The following is a 23,033-nucleotide window of genomic DNA, read 5'->3' as shown; positions in this document are numbered from 1 at the left end:
CTAATACCTTCGGCGGACGATTGGGACAGTTCCGAGAAGGAGGGTCTCGGCGATGATGATGAGGAAGCGTGACAGCACGGTGACGGTGAGGGCCGCCGCGGCCCCCGTCACGGGGGCGAGGAAGGCGACGAGGATGACCTCGCGCACGCCGACGCCCGCGGGCACGATGATGGCGAGGAAGCCGACGACCCACGCGGTCGCGAAGCCTCCCAGTGCGCGCCAGATCATCTCCGAGGCGTCGCCCGGCGTCGTGACCGTCGCGAGGACCAGCACGTGGAGGCCGTACAGGACGGTCGCGAGGAGCGTCCAGGCCGTCGGCGTCCACAGGTGGCGCACGCCGTCGAGCGTCGTGGTGTCGACGCGGGCGCGCTCCGGGAGGTGGCGCACCGCCCAGGCGAAGACCGCCGGGCGCGCCGACAGGATGACGAGCCCGACGATGCCGAGAGCGCCCGCGAGCGCGCGCAGCCAGACGGGGAGCCACCCGACGGTCGGGTACGGCGCGGCGACGAGACCGACGGCGAAGGAGGCGAGGACGGTCATCCCCGCGCCCAGGAGCATCACGATGACCGAGGACGCGCGGCGCACCCCCTTGGCGCGCGAGAGCTCCATCTGCGAGACGTACGCCCACGCCGTTCCGGGGACGTACTTGCCGAGCTGGGCCGCGAAGAAGACCGCGAACCACTCCCGCCGGGCGATGTCGTGCCCCAGCGCGAGCAGCAGCAGCCGCTGCTGCTCACCTGAGGCGGCGACGGCCCCCATGGCCAGGACCACCGAGGCGACGACGGACCACACCGGCATGACGGCGAGGACGTCCTTGACCTCGGCCCACTGCGAGACGACCTCACGGGCGAGGAAGACGACGGCGACGAGGATGATGAGCCACTTGAGGACGGTCGTGAGGACCTTCCGCGGGCTCCGCCCCGCCCTCGTCGTCGCGCTCACGAGCGTCCGCCGAGGAGCTGCTCGACGTAGCCCGCCCACTCGCCCTCGAGGTCCTTGGGCCGCGCGGCGACCGCCTCCGCCATGGAGTTGTAAACGTCGGGGTCGGCCGCCCGGCGCAGGACCTCGGCGATCGCGGCCGGGTCCTCGGGCGGGAAGGTGAGGCCGAGCCCTCCCTTGACCTCCTCGGCGAGCGTGCCGATGTCCGAGACGATGATCGGTCGGTTGAAGCCGTAGGCGACCTTGATGATCCCGGAGCCCGTCACGCTGCGGTAGGGCAGGGCGACGAGGTCGTGGCGCCCGAAGAGGGCCGGGAGGTCCTCGGAGGCGACGTAGCCGTCGTCGAGGGTGACGCGGTCGGCGACGCCGAGCTCGTCGATGAGGGACTCGGTCTCCTCCTTGGGGGACCAGAACTCGCCGGCGACGGTGAGCCGAGCCCCGGGCGCCGCGGGCAGCGCGCGGAGCAGGACGTCGAGTCCCTTGTACGGGCGGACGAGGCCGAAGAAGAGGACGTCGAGCGGCTCGTCGGCGCCGGCGCGCCGCCGTGCGGGCACCTCGGTCGTCTCGCCGAGGTTCGGGGGGAGCTCGTGGACGCGCACCTCGCTGGCCCCGAGGTCGCGCGCGACCTCGGCCTGGGCGTCGGAGTGCACCATGACGGCGTCGACGTGCTGGAGCAGGGCGCGCATGAGCGGCTCGTCCCAGACGTGGCCCTCGTGCGGGTCGACGTTGTGCACGAGCGCGACCACGCGCGCGCCGCGGCGCCGGAGCACCGGGAGCATGGTGAGGAAGGGGGCGATCTGGACCGCGTTGCCGACGACGAGGACGACGACGTCGGCTCCCGCGACGCGCTCCGCGACCCGCAGCCAGGAGTCGGGACGGTTCCAGGACAGCAGGCGCTCGGTCCTCGGGAAGACCGGGATCTCGGGCCTGTCCTCTGGCACCGTGAGCTGTCCCTTGTACAGGGCGGCGGGGTACTGGTTGCGCCAGCCCTCGAGGACCACCTCGTGGCCCGCTCGCCCCAGCGCGTGGGTGAGCTGGGTGGTGTGCTGGGCGATCCCGCCCTTGTAGGGGTGCGTGGGGCCGACGACGGCGATCCTCATGACTGTCCTCCCTGCGTGAGCGGTCTCAGAGCCGCGTGCCCGGCTCACCGGTCGCGTCGTCGGCGCCGTCGACGCGGCCGTACTCGATGTTCTTGATCCTCTCGAGGGCCTCCTCGATGAGCACCCTGTTCGTGCGCTGCAGGTCGGCGATGACCATGAGCGCGACGCACAGCAGCGCGGCGACGACGAGGAGCACGCCGAACACGAGGGACTGGACGTGCCCCGCGGAGTGACCGGCCAGCGCCATGAACAGGAACCTCAGGAGCGGGATGAGGCCCAGCACCCCGAAGATCCCCGCGATCCACCCCAGCACGATGCCGGACTTGAACATGAGGTACGAGCGGATGATGGCCGAGGCGGACTTGGCCATGTGCTGGAAGATGTTGTTGAAGAGGCGCGACTCGCGGGTCTTGGGATTCGTCGTGATCGGGACCGACGCGATGCGCAGCCGCTTGTTGCCCGCCTGGATGATCGTCTCCATGCAGTACGAGAACTGCGTGACGACGTTGAGCTTGAGCAGGGCGCTCTTCGAGTAGGCGCGGAAGCCGGAGGCGGCGTCGGGCAGCGTCGTCTCCGCGGCGTAGTTGACGACCTCGGAGCCGAAGTGCTGCATCTTCTTCTTGAACCAGGAGAAGTGCGCGATCTTCGCGGTCTGGCGGTCGGCGATGGCGATGTCCGCCTCGCCGGCGACGACGGGGGCCACGAGCTCCCCGATGTACTCCTGCTTGTACTGGTTGTCGCCGTCGGTGTTGACGACGATGTCCGCGCCGTGGGCGAGCGCGTAGTCGACGCCGTCCCGGAAGGACCGGGCGAGGCCCATGTTGCGGGCGTGGCGCACGAAGTGGGTGACGCCGTGCTCGCGGGCGACCTCGACGGTGCGGTCGGTCGAGCCGTCGTCGATGATGAGGATCTCGACGTCGTCGACGCCCGGGATCTCACGGGGGATGGTGTCGAGCACCATGCCGAGCGTGCCCTCCTCGTTGAGGCAGGGGATCTGCACGAAGATCTTCATCTAGGGGAGCGTCCTTGGGGTAGCGAGCGTGGCCAGTTCGCGGCAGTCTAGGCGAATGTGCTTGAGGACGGGGCTCCCGAAGGCACTGTTGGGAGCTCTAGGTTCACGCGTCCGCCGTGGGCTGGGCCACGATACTGTCACCCCATGAAGGTTCTCCTCGACGCCACAGCCATCCCCGCTGACCTGGGCGGTGTCGGCCGCTACGTCGACGACCTCGTCCCGGAGCTCATCGTCGCCGGCGTCGATCTCGCCCTGGCCGTTCAACGGCGTGACGTGGACCATTTCCGGACGAGGGTGCCTACCGCACACCTCTTCCCCGTGCCCGCAGTGTTCGAGCGCCGCTCAGCCCGCTTGGCGTGGGAGCAGACGGGCCTGCCCGAACTGATCGGCCGGATTCGTCCGGACGTCCTTCACTCGCCTCACTACACGTACCCCGAGCTTCACCAGGTGCCGGTTGCCGTGACCCTTCACGACGCCACCTTCTTTACGCACCCCCAGGCGCACACGCGTCTCAAGCGCGTGTTCTTCTCACGGGCGATCCGCCGTGCCGTCGGCGGTGCCGACGTCCTTATCGTTCCGTCGAGGGCTACCCAGGACGAGACGCTCCGTTTCGTTGACGGCGACCCCGCCAAGTTCCACGTCGCGTACCACGGCGTCGACACCTCGCGCTTCCATGCGGTTGACGACGCAGAGCGCGCGCGCGTGGCGGCGTCGCTTGGCCTCGCGCGGGAGCGGTACATCGGATTCCTCGGCACCCTTGAGCCGCGCAAGAACGTGCCGAACCTCATACGTGGCTGGGTCCGGGAATTTTGTGGGGACCCGAACCCGCCGGTGCTTGTCCTGGCCGGAGGGGCCGGATGGGACGACGGCATCGAGCCCGCGCTCGCCGAGGTCCCTGAGCGGATGCGCGTTCTACGGCCCGGCTATCTCCCGCTGGAGGACCTGCCCGGCTTTCTGTCTGGCGCGGAGGTCCTCGCCTACCCCTCGATCGCGGAGGGCTTCGGGCTGCCGGTGCTCGAGGCGATGGCTTGCGGTGCCGCGGTCCTCACGACGCCGGAGACGAGCCTTCCTGAAGTCGGGGGGGGCGCGGTCGCCTACTGCGGGACCGACTCGGACTCGATCGGCCGGGCACTTGCCTCGCTCATGGCCCGGCCGGAGCGCAGGGCGGAACTCGGACGTCTTGCTATTGCCCGGGCTGCGGAGTTCACGTGGGCGGGCTCCGCCCGTGCGCACGTGGCGGCCTATGAGGCCGCCGTGCGGCGGGAGAGGTATTAGTTCGAGGCCTACCGTGATCGGCACGACCTCGCGGGCGAGCCGGTGGGTGGAGCACTGATCCCGTTTACGGTCCTTGGGATCGGTGAATGGGATCAGTACCTCGCATGCCGGGGGCTAGGCCCGACGAGCGCTCAGAGCTCGATCGTCGGAACGTACTCGTCGAGGCGCTCCATCGAGTTCCGCGGGGTGAAGCCCGTGGCCTCGATCTTGGACAGGTCCAGGGCGGACTTGAGCGGCCTGGGCGCGATGCCCTCCTTGCCGGCGAAGTACTCCTCGGTGGAGACCGGGGTGACGTCGTCGGCGGAGAAGCCGCGCAGCTCGAAGACGCGCTTGGCGACGTCAGCCCAGGAGACGACGGGGCCCTCGCCCGAGAGGTCATAGGTACCGAACTCAGCGCCAGTGCTCAGGAGGTGGATGATGCCGGCTGCGAGGTCCGCCGTGAAGGTGAGACGGCCGGTCTGGTCGTCGACCACGGAGGGCTTGATGCCGCGGGCGGCGAGGCCGGCCATCGTCTTGGCGAAGTTCTTGCCGTCGCCGACGACCCAGCTCGTGCGCACGAGGTAGTGCTTCTCGGTCGCCTCGATGGCGGCGTCACCGCCCGCCTTCGACTGCCCGTACACGCCGAGCGGGCTCGGAGCCTCGTCCTCCGTGTGCGGCTCGATGGTGCCGTCGAAGGTGTACTCGGAGGAGATGTGGACGATCGTGAGGCCACGGCCGCCCGCTTCACGGGCGAGGTTCGCCGGTCCCGTGGCGTTGGCGCGCCAGGACAGCCGGCGGCCGTCCGGGGTCTCGGCGCCGTCGACGTTGGTCCAGGCGGCGGCGTTGATGACGACGTCGTAGGCGGACCAGTCGAAGCCAGCCATCTGCGAGGCGTCCGAGATGTCGACGTCGGGCAGGTCCACGCCGGTCGGCGTGAAGCCCGCCTCGGGGAGCTGCTTCATGAGCTCGCGGCCGAGCTGGCCGTTGGCGCCGGTCACGAGGACGCGCTTGCCGGCCTCCGCGGTCGCGGGGAAGGGCGTGACCTCGGCGAGGCGCGGGTGGGCCTTGTCCTTGTCGGACAGGATCGCCTGCTCGAGCGGGATGGGCCACGGGACGGCGGCGGTCTCGTCGGCGAGGTTGAGGAAGGTGTACTGGGCGTCGGGCGACCAGTGGTCGTTGACGAGGTACGTGTACGCCGTGTTGGGCTCGAGCGTCTGGTAGGCGTTGCCGACGCCCTTGGGCACGTAGACGGCGACGGAGGGATCGATCTCCGTGGTGTAGACGGTGCCGAAGGACGGCCCCTCACGCAGGTCCACCCAGGCGCCGAAGACACGGCCGGTGGCGACGGAGACGAACTTGTCCCAGGGCTCGGCGTGGATGCCGCGGGTGACGCCGACCTCGTCGTTGAAGGAGATGTTGTTCTGCACGGGGCCGAAGTCGGGCAGACCGAGGGCCACCATCTTCTCGCGCTGCCAGTTCTCCTTGAACCAGCCACGGTTGTCGCCGTGGACGGTGAGGTCGATGCGGAGGAAGCCCGGGATCGGGGTGGTCTCGATGCTGAGGGGCTTGGAGGTTTCAGTCATGGGGGTGGAACTTCCTTGAGTGGTTCGTACGTGGGTGCGTCGCTTCTCGATGTTACGTTTCCCTGCTTGCTACGGCGTGGTTGGCTCAATCTCGTAGAGGAAGGTTGTTTCACCGTTGCCGTCGGCTACTTCCTGCTCGTCGCCGAGGCAGGCCTGGTCAAGCTTGTCCGTTGACACGACGAATGTGATGTTCTTCTGGGCAAAGGTTGCGCAGGCATCGAAGGTGATAGAGATCTGGTCCTGGGCGGGATTCGTGACGACCGGATCGCCCGTCTCTGGAGCGCTGGTCCACGTGATGTTGGCGAGGCGGTTCCACTCGTTCTCGTAGGTGTCTGACGGGTCTATCTCCGACCACATCTCCCTTGACGGGTACGTCTGGACGGCGTTGTAGGACGTCACTCCGACGGCTAGGAGGACATCAGTGACGGCCGCCGTCTCGACATAGCTCGTCTTACCAGCGACGGCGACCCAGCGACCCGTCGGATTCGTTGAGGCTTCTGCCCGGATGGCTCGTCCCAGTGGTGTCTGACGCAGGTCGGTGTAACCGCGGTAAAGGGGGTTGATACCGTTTCCAGCGGCGAGAGCGGCGACGACGAGGAGAGCCGTACCGATTCGCGGGTGGCGCAGGACGACGAGCACCGCGCCAATGCCCACGGTCAGAGAGATGGCGATGGCACCGCGGTTGGCATAGAAGTCCTCGGACGTGTAGCGCGGCAGGAGGTGCCTGACGACGACGAATGTCCCGAAGGCGGTTGCTGCTGCGAGGAGGGCGCTCGCGTGACTGGTACGTGGGGACTCGGCCGCGGGGCCGAGCAGGCAGGCAACGGCGACGACGTCGAGGACGACGAGGGCCAGGCGCATGCGCGTTGAGAAACTGCGGTCCAGCAGGAGGAGGTGAGCGAGCGTGTCCCAGTGGGGCACGAGGGAGAAAGCAAAGGTCAGCCCCATCGCAATGAGGACGCTCACAGCGAGCCAGTCCATCCGGCGTCTGCGAGCGCCCGCAACCACTCTGAGCAGTAGGGGTGCGGCAAGGACGAGGCAGATAAGCAGGCCAGTCGAAGCCTCGAGTGAATTACCGCCGAGTTCACCGAGGCCCGCATTGTGTGCGATCGCTCGAGACCATGCTCCAGCGAAGGTGGCGAGGCACTCACCGGGGTGCTGGGAGCAGCCCCCCGTCGGTGTGAGCCTCTGGCCCGGGTAGACGGTGCCGAGGACGGCCCGCACCGTGCTCCACCGGGTCGCCACCCACAGCCCCAGCACGCCCACGGCGGCGAGGGCGCTGGAGGCAAGTGGAATGAGTGAGTGAAGAACCTCGCGCCAACCGCGACCTCGGCCCTCGTTGAGGCACAGGCCGACGGAACCAAGGGTCATGACCAGCGCGCACGGGACGATATAGGGCACGTAGATGCTCATCGCTGTTGTCACCACGACGTAACCAGTGAGTGCTGCCCAAACGACGGGGCCTCGGGGCCGATGTGCGCGTTGGGCCCACACAACGGCGGTCAGTCCGAGGAAGCACATCGCGATGGGCCACAGCGTCGTCGGACGCCACCACCACTGCACGAGCGGACTGAGCAGGATGACGAAGGGAAGCATCCAGGACGCCGTGCGCTGGCTCGGGTGCAGGGAGCGGACGAAGACGTGGATGGAGCTAAGAGCCGCCCAGCCTGGCAGCCACCAGCGCCATGCCATTCCTCGGGCGAGGTCGCCGGTCAGGAGAAGCCACGTGTGCGGACGGAAGATGACCGACCAGTCGTGAGTCGGGAGGTCGTTCTGGATCGTCGTGTCCATCCCGCCCGGCAGTGCGGAGTTGAGCGTGGGGAAGCCGTGGGCGATCTGTGCGGCGACCCAGGAAGCCTGGACCTGCCACATGTCAGACGTGATGTCACGCGGACGTCCAGCCAGAAGCTTTGCCGAGGAGTGCTGGCCGAACACCTCGGCCCAAGCTCCCGTCGACTCCCCCGTGAGTTCTAAGGTGACGGCGACGAGCAGCGCCAAGAATGTGACGACGGGGAACACGGAGATTTGACGAGCCCGCGGAAGAGTGCGAGTGCTGATCGCCGCGTCGGGAAAAACAGCGGGGCTTCCCGTGGACACCACGGTCAGCGAACCTCGCGCTTGAGGAGGCCGAGGAGGTACTGCCCGTAGCCGGACTTGACGAGCGGCTCAGCGCGCCGGCGCAGGCCCTCGTCGTCGATGAAGCCGTTGCGCCACGCGATCTCCTCGGGGCACCCGATGTTGAGGCCCTGGCGGTGCTGGATGGTGCGCACGAAGCTCGTCGCGTCGGCCAGGGAGTCGAAGGTTCCGGTGTCAAGCCAGGCGGTCCCTCGGGGGAGGACCTCGACCGTGAGACGGCCTGCCTCCAGGTAGGTCCGGTTGACGTCGGTGATCTCGTACTCGCCGCGCGCCGAGGGCTTGAGGTTCTTGGCGATCTCGACGACGTCGTTGTCGTAGAAGTACAGACCGGGCACGGCGTAGTCGGACTTCGGCTCGGAGGGCTTCTCCTCGATCGAGAGGGCCTTGAAGTCCTCGTCGAACTCGACGACGCCGTAGGCGCGGGGGTCGGCCACCTGGTAGGCGTAGACGACGCCGCCCTCCGGGGTGGTGTGACGGCGCAGGCGCGTGCCCATGCCGGGACCGTAGAAGATGTTGTCGCCCAGCACGAGGGCAGCCGGCTCGCCACCGATGAAGTCAGCACCGAGGACGAAGGCCTGGGCGAGGCCGTTCGGCTCCTCCTGGACGGCGTAGGACAGGTTGACGCCGAGCTGGGAGCCGTCTCCGAGCAGACGGTGGAAGCTGGCGGCGTCGTGCGGCGTCGTGATGACGAGGACGTCCTGGATCCCGGCGAGCATGAGCGTGCTGAGCGGGTAGTAGACCATCGGCTTGTCGTAGACCGGGACCAGCTGCTTCGAGGTGCCGAGGGTGATCGGGTTGAGTCGTGTGCCGGAACCGCCGGCCAGGATGATGCCACGCATGGGCACAGTCTGACGTATTTCGACGGCCGAGCGCCCGCTCGTCGGCGCAAGGATCCCGAACGGTTGCGTCACTGTGACCGGAGCGGACCCCGTCTGCGCCCGCGTGCGGTGCGACTCAGAGCACTCGGATGTAGACGGGCGATCCCCAGACGGAGCCGTAGCGCACGCCGGTCGACGGGTTGGCGGCCTCGTAGAGCATGCCGTTCCCCGCGTAGACGGCCACGTGGCCCGGCCACCACAGGAGGTCCCCAGGCTGCGCCTGGGCCGCCGAGATGCGCGTGCCGACCTTGGACTGCTGCTCCGAGGTCCGGGGGAGCGTGACGCCGGCCGCCTTGTACGCGTAGCTCGTGAGGCCCGAGCAGTCGAAGGCGCTGGGGCCCGCGGCGCCGAACAGGTACGGCTTGCCGACCTGAGCCCGCGCGGTCGCGATGATGGTGGAGCGCTGGGAGTCCGTGCTGGCGGTGGTGCTGGTGGTGCCCCAATAGAGGGAGCCGCCGGTGAAGTCCTGGCGGGTGCGGCCGTCGGAGTTCCTGTACTCGTCGGTGGTGGGCATGCCCAGGCTGCCTCGCTCGTAGCCCTTGGCGGCGTAGAGGCTGAGGATGCCGGACCACACGGGGTGGGAGCCGGTGGTGGCGGACCAGTACATGGTGCCGCCCTGGAAGCGCTGGTAGACGCCGCCGGTGGTGGCGGTCTCGTCGGTCAGGGGCATGCCGAGGCGTCCGCGCTCGTAGGAGTAGCGGCCGTAGGCGTCGAGGTTGGCGCCGTGGACGGCGTGGGCTCCGCCGGCGGCGGACCAGTACATGGTGCCGCCCTGGAAGCGCTGGTAGACGCCGCCGGTGGTGGCGGTCTCGTTGGTGACCGGCAGACCGAGGTAGCTGCCTTCGTAGCCGAGGGCGGCGTAGGCGCCGAAGATGGCGCCGTGCACGGCGTGCGCTCCGGTGGTGGCCGACCAGTAGACGGTTCCGCCGTCGAACTGCTGGTAGATGCCGCCGCGGGCGGGCATCTCGTTGCTGCGGGGGCTGCCGAGCCAGCCGCTCGCGCCGCCCTGGGCGGTCCACAGGTCGCCGATGGCGCCCAGGATGGTGTAGCCGCCCGACTGGATCGTCGCGGCGGAGGCCGACGCCGACACCACACCCACCGCAGCCGGTGCCAGTCCGATCGCGGTGGCCAGGGCGGCGGTGGTGAGACGTGCTCGAGTGCGGGGCATGGGTGCTCCTTCGTCGTGGGATAGCGGTCGCGGGTCGGCCGGGCTCCGCCGGGCCTCCCACTCGAACGACGAGCCTGCGGACCGCCGTCCTCGTACGAATTCGCCAGACCATAGGTCACGAACGCGTCTCCGCGACATGATGCCCGTCACCGCGCGGACGCCGTGTGCGGACCGCACGGCCTGCGCCAGGTACCGTCGCGCCCATGGAGAGACTCGACGGCGCCCGGCAGACCTACGCCTGGGGCTCGACGTCAGCGATCCCCGAGATCCTCGGCGTGCCAGCTGACGGGCGTCCCTGGGCCGAGCAGTGGTTCGGGGCGCACCCGGGTGGCCCGACCAGGCTCGCCTCGGGCCGCACCCTCGAGTCGCTCATCGACTCCGCTCCAGAGCGGCTCCTCGGCGAGGACGTCGTCCGGCGCTTCGGCCCGCAGCTCCCCTTCCTCCTCAAGCTCATCGCCCCGGCCCAGGCCCTCTCGCTCCAGGTCCACCCCTCCCTCGAGCAGGCCGGTGAGGGGTACGCCCGAGAGAATCGCGCGGGCCTCGCGCCCGAAGCGCCCGAGCGCAACTACAAGGACTCCAACCACAAGCCTGAGATGGTCCTCGCGATCGAGACCTTCGAGGCGGTCGCCGGCTTCCGAGCCCCGCGGCGCGTCGGAGAGGTCCTCGCGGGCCTCGACTCGCCCCTCGCGCGCCGGATGCGGCGCACGCTCCGCCTCAACCCGACGCGCTTCGGCATCCGCCAGGTCTTCAGCGACCTCGTCGAGCCGGCGACGCGCCCCTCCGGCGACGAGGTCGCCGGCCTCGTCGCGGAGCTCGCCGCGCGCCTCGCGGCGGGGACGTCGCCCTCGCCCCGTGTCGACGCCAACGCCGTCGCCATGGCCGACGCCTTCCCCGGGGACCCGGGTCTCGCCGCGGCCCTCCTCCTCAACCCCGTGACGCTTCGTCCGGGGGAGGCGCTCTTCGTCCCGGCGGGCTCGGTCCACGCCTACGTCTCCGGTCTCGGTGTGGAGATCATGGCCTCCTCGGACAACGTCCTGCGTGCCGGGCTCACGGTCAAGCGGGTCGACGTGCCCGAGATGCTCGCCTGCGTCGACTACGTCGCCGCGCCACCGGTCCGGCCCGCCCCGGAGTACCTGTCACGGGCCACCCGCGCCTACTACGCGCCCGTCGACGACTTCGAGCTCCTCGTCACTGACGTCGTCCCCGAGGACGGCCGCGTGCAGGTGCCGGGCCGCGGCCCCCGCGTCCTCCTCTGCCTCGACGGCGAGGTCGCCGCGACGACCCCGGCGGGCTCGCTCGCGCTGCGGCGAGGCCAAGCCGCCTTCGTCGGCGCCGACGAGCGCACCCTGGCCCTTGAGGGGCGGGGATCGGTCGTCCAGGCCGACGTGCCCTGAGGCGCCGGTCCCGGCCGCTGCGGTCGCCGCCGGCGTGACGGGTCAGAGCGCCGCACCCTCCTGACGTGCCGCCGTCGCCGCCAGTGCGTCGTCGGCGTCGGGGGAGAGCAGGACGGCTGTCCGGCCCGCGCGCCACGCGGCCAGGACGCCGCGCACCGCGTCGAGCGGCTCGTCCTCGCGCACGAGGACTGCCCGTGGGCCGTCCGGGCCCGCGCCCGCCTGCGGCAGTCCCGACACCAGCTCGTCCCGGCTGAGCGCCCTCGTCCTCCCGTCCGCCGCCTCCAGGATCGCGGTGGCCGATCCGGGCACCTGCGGCCCGGTGTACTGGTCGGGGTGCGTCATGAGGTCGGCCAGCCCGTCGAGCACGAGCGGCGGCAGCTCGCCCGGCCAGCGGACCGCGAGCGAGGCGGCCGGGACCAGGGCCTGAGCCTCCGCCTCCTCGCTCAGGAGTCCTGGCTCCATCGCGACGGACAGTCCGGCTGCCGCCTCGCCCGCCTCCACGAGCGAGTCGGCGGTCGTGCCGTCGGTCAGGAGGGCGGGGGATCCGGCAGCCCACGTGCCCGTGCACCAGGTGACCGTGCGCCAGTGGACGGGCAGGGCCACGTGCACGAGGGCGCCAGGTCGTGACTCAACTGTGATGAAACCCGCCGTCTTCGCCTCCCACATGGCCAGGACGTGCCCGGAGAGCTCGACTCGCTCCTCGGGTGCGTACCAGACGAGCCAGGGCCGATCGGCGTCGGACCGCTGGGGGAGGATCGTTGCGAGGGCGTCAGTCATGGCGCCATCAAAGCAGAAGAGGGTCGCGTGGTGGACGGCGGGGACCGCCGTCGTGAGCCCCCGTGAGAATGGGGGTTGCGGGATCCCTGCGTGGTTGTTGCCAGCGGCGTGCACACCCGTCCGACTTCACCCGTGGGGCGTGGTCCAGGTCTCACTTCACCCTCACGAAACCGCAGCATGATGCGGTTTCGTCACGAGTGGGTGAATTCGACCCGCCCGGCTTGACTCACCCGTCCTACACCCGTGTAATTTCCACTGGTAACCAGAAGCCAGTTCGAAGGGACGCCATCGTGTGGAACATCCTCGGCGACGGTCCGATCACCAGGACCGACGACGCCGACGACGAGGCACTCCTGCTCCTCTTCGGCGGTGACGAGGTCGACGAGGGCCCCCTCGCGTGGCAGGAGCGCGCTCTGTGCGCGCAGACCGACCCCGAGGCCTTCTTCCCGGAGAAGGGCGGCTCGACCCGCGAGGCGAAGCGCGTCTGCGCCACCTGCGAGGTCCGTGAGGAGTGCCTCGAGTACGCCCTCGCCAACGACGAGCGCTTCGGGATCTGGGGCGGCCTGTCCGAGCGCGAGCGCCGCAAGCTCAAGCGCCGCGCGGTATGAGCCCGGCGAGCGCCTCGAGCCTCGCCGGTCCCACCGTCTCTGCTGAGACCCTCGCGGTCGTCGTCTCCGCCGGCACGACCCCCTATCTCCACCGCACCCTCCGCGCCGTCGCGGGCCAGACCCTCCCGCCCGACGTCGTCCTCCTCGTCGACGTCTGCTCCCGGGACAACGGGCTGGGTGACGGCACCCCGGTCGAGGAGTGCGTCAACGGCTCCGGGCTCGACGACGTCGCTGACGTCCGTATCGTCCGGGCGCCCGAGGCGACCACCTTCGGTGACGCCGTCAACCGGGGCCTCGCGCTGTACCGGGATCTCGTCGCCGAGGGCAACCGCCGACGCACGCACCGCCGCCCCGACGGACGGACCTCAGTCCCCACCTCGGCACTTGCTCCGGACCGGCGCTCCGACGCCGACCACGACCAGTCGCGCCAACGCCTCCGGCTCGGTCCGCGCGGCGAGCGGCGTGAGACCGGCCGCCTCGACGGCCCGGCCGACGCCCGCTCGCCCATCACCCGCTCGGAGGCTCGTCGCCTCGGAGCCGGCACCGGCGGCACCACCCGGTCCTCCGATCCCGGGACGCCCGCGACCGCGTGGCTCTGGCTCCTCCACGACGACTCCGCACCCGAGCCCGACTGCCTCGAGCGTCTCGTCACCACTGCCGCCGCGAGCCCCTCGGCCGCCGTCCTCGGCCCCAAGCAGGTTGACTGGGACGACCCGAGCCGCCTCCTCGAGGCCGGACTGCGCACCACCCGCTCCGCCCGGCGCGCTCTCGACGTCGTCGACGGCGAGATCGACCAGGGACAGCTCGACGAGCGCTCCGACGTCCTCGCCGTCGGCACCGCAGGGGCCCTCGTCCGACGGACTTTCTGGGACGAGGTGGGCGGCCCCTCGCCGGCCTTCGGCCCCTTCGGCGACGGCCTTGAGCTGAGCCGCGCCGCCCGGCTCGCAGGCCACCGCGTCGTCCTCGTGCCCAGCGCGAGGGTCCGCCACCGCCGCGCCTCGTACCTCGGGCTGCGGGGCCCCGGCCGGCACCGCGAGGCCGCGCACGACGAGCGCGGCCGCCGATCAGAGGGCGGGACGGAGCCGCCGGTCGACGAGCAGCTCGCCGCCCTCGCCCAGGAGGGCGACCCGGACGCCGACCGCTCCTACCGCGCGCGCCGCACCGCCCAGCTGCGCGCCTGGGCCACCTTCTCCAACCGCCCCCTGCTGCTGCTCCTGCCCTGGATCCTCCTCCTGGGTCTCGCCCGCTCGCTGTGGCGCCTCCTCGCCAAGGAGCCCGCCCTCGCCCGCGACGAGACCGCCGCGGCCTGGGCCGCCCTCCGCTCGGCGCGCACCATCCGTGAGGGACGCCGCCGTCTCCACGGCCTGCGGAGCGTCCCGCGCTCGGTCCTCTCCGACCTCTACGCGACGCCCGCCGAGATCCGCGCCGCACGGCGCGACGTCGCCCGGCAGGAGCGCGAGCGCCTCGAGCGCGCCGCCGCGCCCAGCGAGCTCGAGCTGCGGGAGCTGGCGGCCGCCCGTCGTCGTCGGCGCCGGGTCCTCGGCGCCAGCCTCGTCGTCACCGCCGCCCTCGGACTGCTCGGCACGAGCCGGGTCCTCGCGACGCGTCTCGTCGCGGGCGGCGCCCTGACCCGCGTCGGCCAGGACTGGCACGAGCTGTGGGCGACCGCCTGGGGCACGTGGGTCCCTGCCGGTGACGGCTACCCGAGCGCCATGAACCCGCTCCTGGCGATCATCGCGGTGCCCGTCGCCCTCGTCAGCCGCCTCGGCCTCACCGGCGACGACCTCGTCCACGCCGTGCTCGTCCTCGGCGTCCCGCTCGCGGCCCTCGGCGCCTGGTACGCGGCCGGCACGATCACCCGCCGCACCAGCCTGCGCGCCTGGGCGGCACTCACCTGGGCCCTCGCGCCCACCCTCCTGCTCTCGCTCGGCCAGGGGCGGCTGCCCGCCCTCCTCGTCCACCTCGTCCTGCCGTGGGCGCTCACCGCCCTGTCCCGCGCGGTCGGCGCCGACCGCCGTGACGTCGTCCTCTCCGGCCTCGTCGGGGCGCACCACGCCTCCGCCGAGGAGAAGGCCGAGCTCGACCGCTTCGCCTCGGAGCGCGTCGAGGACCTCGCCCACCTGGGGGAGGAGCCCGACGACGCCGCCCCGGCCACCGCCGCTGCCGCGGGCGCTGCCGGGCCCTCACAGGTCGTGGACGCCCGCACGGGCGTCACCCGGGCGCACGCCGACCCGCCCGAGCCCCGGGACGCAGACGCTCTCGAGCCCGACGCCGCCTCCGACGTCGTCGCCCCTGCGCACGACTCGGGCACCACCGGCACCGCCGCTGCGCACGCCGGGCTCGGCGACGGCCCCGTCGACGACGACCCCGCCACCCCGGTCCTCGACGACGCCGAGGGCGTCGTCGTCGCCGCGACCACCGCTCACGGCGCCGCCGTCCGTGCCGCAGCGACCGAGCAGTACGGACCCGGCTCCGCCGCGGCGGCCGCCGTCGCCGGGCTCCTGCTGTGCCTCGTCGTCGCGGCCGAGCCGGCCACGGCGCCGATCGTCCTGCTCCTCCTCGGGGGCCTGGCCGTCGCGGCCCGGCGCTCGGCCGCACGCCTGCTCCTCACCGCGGTTCCCGTCCTCCTCACCGCCGCCCCCGCGTGGACGAGGGCCTGGGAGCTCACCGGCTCCGGGCACGCCTGGGGCGAGGGAGTCCGCTACCTCCTCACCGAGGCCGGGGCCCCCGTCGCCGCGAGCGCCCCGAGCGCCGTCGAGCTCCTCCTCGGCTCGCCCGTCGACCTCGACACGCTCGCGCCCAGCCCCACTGTCTCGCTCGCCCTCAAGGCCACCCTCGCCGTCACCCCGGCCCTCGCGGTCCTCGGTCTCCTCCTCGGCGGCCACCGCGGCCACCGGGCCCGCACAGGTGCGCTCCTCGTCGTGGGCGGCCTGGCCCTCGCCGCCGTCGCCGTCCGCGTCACCACCGCCATCGGCACCGCGCCCGACGGCACCGGCGAGGTCCTCGTGCGCGCCTGGCCGGGTGCCGGGCTGTCCCTCGCCCTCGCCGGCATGATCGCCACCGTGCTCGCCGCCGGCGACGCGGCTCGCTCCGCACTCGTCCGCCACCGCGTCGGCTGGCGCCACGTCCTCCTCGGCGTCCTCGGCACGGCCTGCCTCCTCGTCCCCGTCGCCGTCGGCGGGGCGTGGGCCGCCCAGGCGGCTCGCTCCACCGCGACGGGCGCTGACGCCGAGCTCATGGCCCTGCACCCCGCCTCCCGAGCCGTCCCCCTCATCGCCGAGGACATCGCCTCCTCGCGGACCTCCGGCCGCGTCCTCCTCCTCAGCTCCGACGGGGACTCCCTCACGGCGACCCTCTGGCGCGGCGACGGCACCCGGCTCGTCGACGCCCTCCCCGACGTCCTGTCCGCCCAGCGCCGCGAGCGGGTCGACGAGCACGCCGACGGCGCCCTGCGCCCTACGGGCTCCTACCAGGGCAGCACCACGAGCGACCCAGCGCTGGACGGCACGATCCCCACCGTCCTCACGGACTCGGCTGACGCCTCCCTCGCCGACGCCGTCGCCCGCGCGACCAGCGGCCAGGACCCCGACGCCGCTGCCGACCTGGCCGCCCACGACGTCGCCGTCGTCGTCCTCCAGGCCCGGACCGGCGACGAGGCCACGGCCACCGCGCGCACGGGCCTCGACTCGACCGACGGCCTCGACCAGCTCGCCACCACGACGACGGGCACGTCCTGGCGCGTCCAGCCCGCTACCGGCGAGCCGGCCCGCGCCGCCCTCGTCACCGGCGCCGGTGCCTCCGCGCGCTCGACCGTCGTCTCCACCAGCGGCTCCAGCGCCGGCCGCGTCACCGCGGACCTGCCCGGTGCGAAGGACGGCGTGCAGCGCGTCCTCGTCCTCGCTGAGCGTGCCGACGACGGCTGGCGCGCGACCCTCGACGGCCGGGCCCTCACCGCGACCACCGCGCCCGGGACCACCTCCGGCACCTGGCGCCAGGCCTTCACCGTCCCCGCCGAGGGCGGCCGCCTCGTCCTCGCCCACGACGACGGGTGGCAGCACCTCCTCGCACCCGCGATCTGGGTCTCCTGGGCCGTCGCCGCCCTCGCCTCCCTGCCCCTGCGACGCAGGAGGACCGCCGCATGACCCGCCTCGCCCGCGCCGCCCGCCGCACCGGCGGCCTCGCCGTCTCCGCGGCCGCCCTCGCCGCGGTCGGGGGGCTCACGTGGTGGGGCGCCGTCGCGCCCCGCGCCACCTCCCCGCAGGTCGCGGCGCACGCCGTGCCCGCACCGTCGAGCGCGGTCAGCTACGTGTGCCCCGCGGGCCCCTCGGACACGATCGGCGCCGTCACCGTCGGCAAGGCGACGACGGGGACCGCCATCACGAGCCTCACCGGAACCGGCACCCTCAGCTACGACGGCGAGACTCTCAAGGCGGACCCGACCTGGAGCGGCAAGGACGCCGAGGGCGGCGTCATCCGCCTCGAGGAGTCCGCCGCGAGCGCCTCGCCCTCCGCGACGGCGAGCCCCACGGCCTCGTCGACTGCCGCAGCCGGCTCCGCGCGGGAGCGCGGTGGGGCGTCCGGCGTCGTCACCAGCCTGTCCCCGGACGGTGACCTGCGCGGCCTCACGACCGCCTCCTGCGCGCCCCCGAGCGCCGTCTCCTGGATCGTCGGCGGCTCGGCGGCCGTCGGCTCCTCCGCCGAGCTGCGCCTCACCAACCCCGGATCGACCTCCGTCACCGCCCACGTCACTCTCCTCGGCTCCACTGGCGAGCTCAGCCTTCCCTCCGGCGGTGCCGTCTCCGTCCCGGCGGGCGAGACCCGCACCGTCCTGCTCGAGACCGCCCCGGACGCCTCCGACCGCGTCGCCGTCGGCGTCGAGGCGGACGACGGCGCCCTCGGCGTCTCCCTGGCCACCGAGTCCCTCGACGGCGAGACGCCGGCCGGCACCGAGGTGCTGACTCCGGGCGCCGCTCCGTCGACCGACCTCACCGTTCCTGGCGTCGTCCTCACGAAGGTCGCCGACCAGGGCGAGGAGGAGAAGGACGGAGCCTCCTCCTCCGACGCACCCGCCGTGCGCGTCGCCAACCCCGGAACCGAGCCCGCCACCGTCACCCTCACCATCGAGGGCGAGCACGGCTCGGAGGTCCTGCCCGGCGCCGAGTCCGTCACCATCGACCCGGGCGCCGTCTTCGACGTCAGCCTTGCCGGCGTCACTCCGGGCGCCTACGGCGTGCGCGTCACCTCCGACCAGCCCGTCGTGGCGGCCGTTCGCCTCGTGCGCAGCGCGGGGGAGTACCCCGAGGCCTCTGGCGTCCTCGTCCACGACGTCGCCTGGGCCCAGGCCGGGCAGCCCTCAGCGGTCCAGGCTGGGACCGTCTCGATGCCGCGCTCCGACGGGTTGACGCCGCAGCTCCTCCTCACGAGTTCGGGCGACGCCGCGCTCGGCGACACGACCGTCCACCTCGCCTCCGCCGACGGCGGCTGGTCCACGGACGTCGACGTCCCCGCCGGCACGACGGTCGCGGCCAAGGTGCCCGACGACGTCGACGCCGTGACAATGTCCGGGGAGCCCGGTCGGGACGTCACCGCGGCCGTCGTCGTCACCGCGAAGGTGAAGTGCGACGCCGCCGGCACCCTCATCTCGACCCTGAGCCCGGTCGCGGACGCCCAGGCCCTCGCCGAGCGGCGGATCAGGCTCGGCTGAGCGGGGCCGCCCCTGCGCCGGGGCGGACGGGGAACGTCCCTCAGTACCCCTCGGGGTCGATCTCCTCCGGACGACGCCCCAGCATGAGAGCCACCTGCTCGACGACGACGCGCCGCACGAGCTCCATGAGCTCCTCGTCGTCCTGCGCCCGCGAGGACACGGGACGGCGGTAGACCACGACCCGGGCCGGCAGACCGGCGCGCGGCTCTGCCGCGAAGCCGCGCCCGAGGACGGCGCCGCGCTCCCAGGGGGCGGGGTCCGACGGCGGGACCTCCTCGACCGCGAACTGGATCGACTCCACCTGGGGCCACTGCGCCGCCAGCTCGTCCGCGGCGGTGATGACCATCTCGTCGAAGCGCTCCGCGCGCGTGCGCCACGCAGGCAGCCCCGGCGGCAGGAGCGGGCCCCGCAGGCCGCGCCCGTGACGGTCGCGGCGCCGCGAGCTGCGCGGCGCCTGCGCGGGGGACCGGCGGGGTCTCGGCTCGGTGGGCGTCATGGAGCACACCCTAGGTCCCCGTCCGGCCCGAGTGGCGCGCTCGGCCGCGCGGCGGGCGCGCGATAGCCTGCCGCCGTGAGAACCGTCCGACGCTGCCGCAGGCCCGGCTGCGAGAACCCCGCCGTGGCGACCCTGACGAGCGTCTACGCGGACTCCACGATCGTCCTGGGCCCGCTCGCCACCGAGGCCCAGCCCGAGGCCTACGACCTGTGCGAGAAGCACGTCGAGTCCTTCACAGCGCCCCGCGGCTGGCAGGTCATCCGCCTCGCCACCGACTTTGCCCCGGCACCGCCGAGCGACGACGACCTCACCGCCCTGGCGGACGCCGTCCGCGAGGCCTCGCGCGCCCCGCGGCCCCGCCCGCAGCCCGCTGAGCACGCGGGCCGACCGGGCGGCATCATGCCGGGCCCCATCACCCACGACCCCGCCGAGCTCCCCAGCCACCTCACGGGCCTGGGCGACGGCGAGATCCTGCGCCGCGGCCACCTGCGGGTGCTGCGCGGCGAGAAGGAGGACTGACCCCGTGAGCACCACCAACGGCTCCCCGGCCCCCGCCACCCCCGTCGTGGCGGCCTGGCTCCGCGCGGACCTGCGCTGCCCCGTCACCGGCGGTGAGCTCGTCGACGCCGTCGGTCGCGACGGGGAGCCCCGCCTCGACTCGCCGCAGGCCGGCCTGTCCTTCCCGGTGCGCGACGGCGTGCCGATCCTGCTCGCCCACGAGGCGAGCCCGCTGGCCTGAGGCGCTGGGTCGCCCGCGCCTCAGACGCCGTAGCGAGGACGGAGCGCCCGCGTGGCCGCCGCCTCGTCGCGGTCCCGGTCGTCCATCTCGCGCGCCATCTCGCGGTCCCTCCGCTCGACGAGGACCGCCGCGAGGAAGCGCTCCGGGTGCGTCCCCGCGGGCGGGGCGGGAGCCACGTGGGGCGCCACCGCGTCGGCCAGCTGCCGTCCCAGGCGCGCCCGCGCCTCGGGCCGTGTCGAGGACGCGCGCTGGAGGAAGGTCCGGGCTGCCAGCGTCAACCTGCCGGGCAGGGCCCCCATGTCCGCCTCCGCGGCCCATCCGGCGAGCTCGGGAGGCATGAGGAGCGGGGGAGCGGCCTGCGACCCGTCCCGCTCGCGCACCTCATAGGTTCCCGCGAGCAGGTCGCCGAGCCTCTTGCCGCGGCGCGTCACCGCGCAGGAGCACACCGCGAGCACGGCCGATGACGCCCATATTTCGATCACCGCCAGGAGCACCCGCACGAGGCAGTGGCGCAGTCGGACAGCGCCGCCGTCGTCGCGCACGACCCGCGTGCCGACGACGAGCCGCCCCGCCGATCGTCCCCGCGACAGCGTCTCCACCGCGAGCGGCAGGAGGAGCAGCCAGAAGGCGGCGATGAGGGCCGCCTGCGTCACCTCCGCCGCGTCCGACTGCTGCGGGAGGACCACCGACCAGGTGATGAGGGACAGCACGAGGCCCGCGGCCTGCAGGCCGTAGTCGATGACCCCGGAGACCATCCGGTTCCCCAGCGTCGCGGGGACGACGTCGAGCGCGACCGCCTCGCCCGTGACGACGCGGTCCTGCTCGATCATCCGCTCGGACGAGGAGACGGGCTCACTCACCATGACAGACTCCCTCCGTGGACATCGATGCCTTCAGCGCGGCGCACCGGGACCAGTGGGACCGGCTCGACGCGCTCGCCTCCCGCCGCCGCCTGAGCGGCGCCGAGGCCGACGAGCTCGTCGCCCTCTACCGCCTCACGGCGCGTCACCTCTCGCAGGTGCGGACCTCGGCCCCGGACCCGCAGCTCGTCGCCGAGCTCTCGACCCGCCTCGCGCGTGCCCGTGGCCGCGTCACCGGGACCCGCGAGTCGCGCGCCTCGGACCTCGGTCGCTTCCTGACGCGCACGATGCCGGCCGCCCTGTACCGGGTGCGCTGGTGGACGCTCGGCGTCACCGCCGCCTCGGTGCTCGTCGCCGTCGTCGTGGGCGTCTGGACCTTGCGCAGTCCTGAGGCGATGGCCGCCCTCGGCTCGCCCAGCGAGCTCGACGCCTACGCCCAGCACTCCTTCGAGGCCTACTACTCCACCTACTCCGCCCAGGACTTCGCCGGGCTGGTCTGGACGAACAACGCCCGGATCGCGGCCCTGTGCGTCGCAGGCGGCGTCACCGGCGTCCTGCCGGCCTGGGTCCTGTGGGCCAACGCCGTCAACGTCGGGCAGGCGGGCGCCATCATGGCCGACCACGGCCACTTCGGCCTGTTCCTGGCACTCATCAGCCCGCACGGCCTGCTCGAGCTCACCTGCGTCTTCGTCGCCGGCGGAGCCGGCTTGCGCCTCTGCTGGACGCTCCTCGTCCCCGGGCAGCGCTCGCGCGGACGCGCGCTGGCAGAGGAGGGCCGCACCCTCATCACCGTGGCCGTCGCCCTCACCGGGGCGCTCGCGGTCTCCGGCGTCATCGAGGCCTTCGTGACTCCGGCCCCCGTCCCGTGGGCCCTCAAGATCGCGATCGGCGTCCTGGCGCTCGCGGCCCTGTGGGCCTACACGATCGTGCTGGGCGGCCGGGCCGTCTCCCTCGGGGAGACCGGTGACCTCGACGCCGAGGAGGCCGGGGCGGTCCTGCCGGAGGCCGTCTGAGCCCGCCCCGCACGGGGCGGAGCCCGGGGCCGGCGGGACCGGTGCCTCCACGGGTCTGCTGAGGACGACAGCGCTCACAGCCGACCCGCCGCCTTGAGCGCGAGATAGGCGTCGGCGAGCGCGGGAGCGAGGGTCTCGGGGGAGGCCTCGACGACCTCGGCGCCCGCGCGGCGCAGACGGTCCCGAGCGGCCGCGAGCTCGAGGAGGTCCTGCTCGGCGGCGGCGGCGACGTAGGCGCTCTCCGAGTCGGTGCGCCGGGCGCTCAGGGCGGCCAGCTCCGGGTCCGTCGCCGAGGCGAGGAGCACCGTGTGCTCGCGGACGATCGGTGCGAGCGCGCGCAGGGTGGCGGCGTCCGCGCTCGAGCCCTCCAGCCCGGCGAGGACGACGACGAGGGCGCGCTGCGACAGCGAGCGGGACACGGTCGCCGCCGCCAGGGGCCAGCTCGTCTCGGTGAGGGCGGGCTCGACGGGGGCCAGACCGTCCGCGAGCGCGCTCATGAGCGCGGGACCGGACTCGCCCCGGACCTGTGCGCGCAGCGCCTCGTCGAGCGCGACGACGTCCACCCTGTCACCCGCGCGCGAGGCGAGGGCCGCGAGGAGCAGGGCCGCCTCGATCTGAGCGTCCAGGCGCGTGCCCTCGCCCAGGCGAGCCGCCGCCGCGCGGCCCGTGTCGAGGACGATGAGGACGCGGCGGTCCCGCTCGGGCCTCCACGTGCGCACGACGACGTCACCGCGACGAGCCGTCGAGCGCCAGTCGATGGAGCGGACGTCGTCGCCGGCGACGTACTGCCGCAGCGAGTCGAACTCGGTGCCCGCGCCGCGCACCTGGACGGCGCTGCGGCCGTCCATCTCGCGCAGCCGGGCGAGCCGGCTCGGGAGGTGACGCCGGGAGGAGAAGGCGGGCAGGACGCGCAGCGTGGCGGGCGCGCACAGCGAGGCCTGCCGGCCGGCGAGCCCCAGCGGGCCGCGCACGCGCACCGTGACCCGCTCGGCTCGCCGGTCGCCCCGGCGCGTCGGGGTGAGCGCGGTGCGGTGGCGCCGTCGCTCGCCGGGCGGGATCGCGAGCGAGCCGCGCTCGCCGACCGCTCCGGCCGAGGGCGGCCAGGCGTCGCGCACCTCGAGGAGCACCGTCCGCGACGCCCTCGAGCTCACGGTGAGGGTCTCGGTGACGGTCTCTCCGAGGCGGGCGGAACGGGGCAGGTCCCGGGACACGCGCAGGGAGCGGGGCGAGGGCGCGAGGAGCACGTCGAGGAGGGCGAGGGCGGTCACGGCGAGCGCGAGCACCAGGACGGTCGCCGGGCGCGGGACGAGCACGACGACGAGGACGCCCGCCAGGAGCGTCCACACCGTGCGCGTCGTCAGGTACACGGCGG

The 23,033-nt window shown here is 73.0% G+C and carries 19 protein-coding genes; 8 read left to right on the top strand and 11 right to left on the bottom strand.

The genetic code is table 11. From position 1 onward, the window contains the following. From IXW69_RS00810 to IXW69_RS00800, 3 genes are read right to left on the bottom strand one after another with little or no spacing between them, the layout of a single operon-like run. Positions 1–942, bottom strand: a complete 942-nt coding sequence (locus tag IXW69_RS00810) for a lysylphosphatidylglycerol synthase domain-containing protein (RefSeq protein ID WP_194784487.1) — start codon at positions 940–942, stop codon at positions 1–3. Continuing rightward, the gene (locus tag IXW69_RS00805) at positions 939–2,039 is read right to left on the bottom strand and encodes a glycosyltransferase (protein ID WP_194784486.1); all 1,101 of its coding nucleotides are present in this window, start codon (positions 2,037–2,039) and stop codon (positions 939–941) included. Before IXW69_RS00805 ends, IXW69_RS00810 begins: the two co-directional genes overlap by 4 nt. 25 nt (positions 2,040–2,064) lie before the next feature. After that, a complete protein-coding gene (locus IXW69_RS00800) occupies positions 2,065–3,051 on the bottom strand; it encodes a glycosyltransferase (protein WP_194784485.1) in 987 nt (328 codons plus the stop codon). A 144-nt stretch (positions 3,052–3,195) separates the two neighbouring features. On the opposite strand from IXW69_RS00800, the gene IXW69_RS00795 reads away from it, so the two are divergent. Beyond that, on the top strand, positions 3,196–4,326 hold the full coding sequence (locus IXW69_RS00795; protein WP_194784484.1) for a glycosyltransferase family 4 protein: 1,131 nt from the start codon (positions 3,196–3,198) through the stop codon (positions 4,324–4,326). A gap of 131 nt (positions 4,327–4,457) precedes the next feature. On the opposite strand, the gene IXW69_RS00790 is transcribed toward IXW69_RS00795, so the two are convergent. From IXW69_RS00790 to IXW69_RS00775, 4 genes are all read right to left on the bottom strand, one after another. After that, positions 4,458–5,888 carry a sugar nucleotide-binding protein gene (locus IXW69_RS00790; RefSeq protein ID WP_194784483.1) on the bottom strand — a complete coding sequence of 477 codons (1,431 nt, stop codon included), beginning with the start codon at positions 5,886–5,888 and terminating at the stop codon, positions 4,458–4,460. A 69-nt stretch (positions 5,889–5,957) separates the two neighbouring features. Further along, a complete protein-coding gene (locus IXW69_RS00785; RefSeq protein ID WP_194784482.1) occupies positions 5,958–7,907 on the bottom strand; it encodes a DUF7657 domain-containing protein in 1,950 nt (649 codons plus the stop codon). An 83-nt stretch (positions 7,908–7,990) separates the two neighbouring features. Next, on the bottom strand, positions 7,991–8,863 hold the full coding sequence (gene rfbA / locus IXW69_RS00780; protein WP_194784481.1) for a glucose-1-phosphate thymidylyltransferase RfbA: 873 nt from the start codon (positions 8,861–8,863) through the stop codon (positions 7,991–7,993). 115 nt (positions 8,864–8,978) lie between these two features. Next, complete coding sequence (locus tag IXW69_RS00775; RefSeq protein WP_194784480.1) at positions 8,979–10,070, bottom strand: NlpC/P60 family protein; 1,092 nt, start codon at positions 10,068–10,070, stop codon at positions 8,979–8,981. 203 nt (positions 10,071–10,273) lie between these two features. Between IXW69_RS00775 and manA the strand changes: the two genes are divergently transcribed. Then, positions 10,274–11,464 (top strand): mannose-6-phosphate isomerase, class I, encoded by a 1,191-nt coding sequence (gene manA, locus IXW69_RS00770; RefSeq protein WP_194784479.1) that lies wholly within the window; start codon positions 10,274–10,276, stop codon positions 11,462–11,464. 42 nt (positions 11,465–11,506) lie between these two features. On the opposite strand, the gene IXW69_RS00765 is transcribed toward manA, so the two are convergent. Then, entirely contained in the window at positions 11,507–12,241 is a 735-nt protein-coding gene (locus IXW69_RS00765; RefSeq protein ID WP_194784478.1) for a TIGR03089 family protein, read from the bottom strand. A 353-nt stretch (positions 12,242–12,594) separates the two neighbouring features. Between IXW69_RS00765 and IXW69_RS00760 the strand changes: the two genes are divergently transcribed. The 3 genes from IXW69_RS00760 to IXW69_RS00750 are packed head-to-tail and all read left to right on the top strand — an operon-like array spanning position 12,595 to position 18,553. Continuing rightward, complete coding sequence (locus IXW69_RS00760; RefSeq protein ID WP_228524462.1) at positions 12,595–12,849, top strand: WhiB family transcriptional regulator; 255 nt, start codon at positions 12,595–12,597, stop codon at positions 12,847–12,849. Beyond that, entirely contained in the window at positions 12,846–16,991 is a 4,146-nt protein-coding gene (locus IXW69_RS00755) for a glycosyltransferase (protein WP_194784477.1), read from the top strand. The genes IXW69_RS00760 and IXW69_RS00755 overlap by 4 nt, the downstream gene beginning before the upstream one ends. Further along, positions 16,988–18,553 (top strand): DUF5719 family protein, encoded by a 1,566-nt coding sequence (locus IXW69_RS00750; protein ID WP_194784476.1) that lies wholly within the window; start codon positions 16,988–16,990, stop codon positions 18,551–18,553. Before IXW69_RS00755 ends, IXW69_RS00750 begins: the two co-directional genes overlap by 4 nt. Positions 18,554–18,593: 40 nt before the next feature. Here IXW69_RS00750 and IXW69_RS00745 read toward each other — a convergent pair whose 3' ends face one another. Continuing rightward, positions 18,594–19,049: a metallopeptidase family protein gene (locus IXW69_RS00745; protein ID WP_194784475.1), complete on the bottom strand. Its 456-nt coding sequence runs from the start codon at positions 19,047–19,049 to the stop codon at positions 18,594–18,596. A gap of 75 nt (positions 19,050–19,124) precedes the next feature. Between IXW69_RS00745 and IXW69_RS00740 the strand changes: the two genes are divergently transcribed. Then, complete coding sequence (locus IXW69_RS00740; RefSeq protein ID WP_194784474.1) at positions 19,125–19,568, top strand: DUF3499 domain-containing protein; 444 nt, start codon at positions 19,125–19,127, stop codon at positions 19,566–19,568. A 4-nt stretch (positions 19,569–19,572) separates the two neighbouring features. Then, positions 19,573–19,788, top strand: a complete 216-nt coding sequence (locus IXW69_RS00735) for a Trm112 family protein (RefSeq protein ID WP_194784473.1) — start codon at positions 19,573–19,575, stop codon at positions 19,786–19,788. A gap of 20 nt (positions 19,789–19,808) precedes the next feature. Here the strand turns inward: IXW69_RS00735 and IXW69_RS00730 are convergent, their stop codons facing one another. After that, complete coding sequence (locus tag IXW69_RS00730; RefSeq protein ID WP_194784472.1) at positions 19,809–20,651, bottom strand: RDD family protein; 843 nt, start codon at positions 20,649–20,651, stop codon at positions 19,809–19,811. A 14-nt stretch (positions 20,652–20,665) separates the two neighbouring features. Between IXW69_RS00730 and IXW69_RS00725 the strand changes: the two genes are divergently transcribed. After that, entirely contained in the window at positions 20,666–21,661 is a 996-nt protein-coding gene (locus IXW69_RS00725; protein WP_194784471.1) for a stage II sporulation protein M, read from the top strand. Between the two features lie 74 nt (positions 21,662–21,735). Here the strand turns inward: IXW69_RS00725 and IXW69_RS00720 are convergent, their stop codons facing one another. Further along, on the bottom strand, positions 21,736–23,028 hold the full coding sequence (locus tag IXW69_RS00720; RefSeq protein ID WP_194784470.1) for a DUF58 domain-containing protein: 1,293 nt from the start codon (positions 23,026–23,028) through the stop codon (positions 21,736–21,738). Positions 23,029–23,033 lie beyond the last annotated feature (5 nt).

The organism is Actinomyces haliotis (assembly GCF_015355765.1).
GTDB lineage: Bacteria > Actinomycetota > Actinomycetes > Actinomycetales > Actinomycetaceae > Actinomyces > Actinomyces haliotis.
The sequence above is the reverse complement of the archived record's forward strand: the minus strand, read 5'-3'. Positions and strand labels throughout refer to the sequence as shown.

Bases quoted from the DNA above. Each gene is read 5' to 3' on its own strand.
- IXW69_RS00805 (WP_194784486.1), bottom strand. From the start codon at position 2,039: ATGAGGATCGCCGTCGTCGGCCCCACGCACCCCTACAAGGGCGGGATC.
- IXW69_RS00800 (WP_194784485.1), bottom strand. From the start codon at position 3,051: ATGAAGATCTTCGTGCAGATCCCCTGCCTCAACGAGGAGGGCACGCTC.
- IXW69_RS00795 (WP_194784484.1), top strand. From the start codon at position 3,196: ATGAAGGTTCTCCTCGACGCCACAGCCATCCCCGCTGACCTGGGCGGT.
- IXW69_RS00790 (WP_194784483.1), bottom strand. From the start codon at position 5,888: ATGACTGAAACCTCCAAGCCCCTCAGCATCGAGACCACCCCGATCCCG.
- rfbA (WP_194784481.1), bottom strand. From the start codon at position 8,863: ATGCGTGGCATCATCCTGGCCGGCGGTTCCGGCACACGACTCAACCCG.
- IXW69_RS00775 (WP_194784480.1), bottom strand. From the start codon at position 10,070: ATGCCCCGCACTCGAGCACGTCTCACCACCGCCGCCCTGGCCACCGCG.
- manA (WP_194784479.1), top strand. From the start codon at position 10,274: ATGGAGAGACTCGACGGCGCCCGGCAGACCTACGCCTGGGGCTCGACG.
- IXW69_RS00765 (WP_194784478.1), bottom strand. From the start codon at position 12,241: ATGACTGACGCCCTCGCAACGATCCTCCCCCAGCGGTCCGACGCCGAT.
- IXW69_RS00755 (WP_194784477.1), top strand. From the start codon at position 12,846: ATGAGCCCGGCGAGCGCCTCGAGCCTCGCCGGTCCCACCGTCTCTGCT.
- IXW69_RS00750 (WP_194784476.1), top strand. From the start codon at position 16,988: ATGACCCGCCTCGCCCGCGCCGCCCGCCGCACCGGCGGCCTCGCCGTC.
- IXW69_RS00745 (WP_194784475.1), bottom strand. From the start codon at position 19,049: ATGACGCCCACCGAGCCGAGACCCCGCCGGTCCCCCGCGCAGGCGCCG.
- IXW69_RS00730 (WP_194784472.1), bottom strand. From the start codon at position 20,651: ATGGTGAGTGAGCCCGTCTCCTCGTCCGAGCGGATGATCGAGCAGGAC.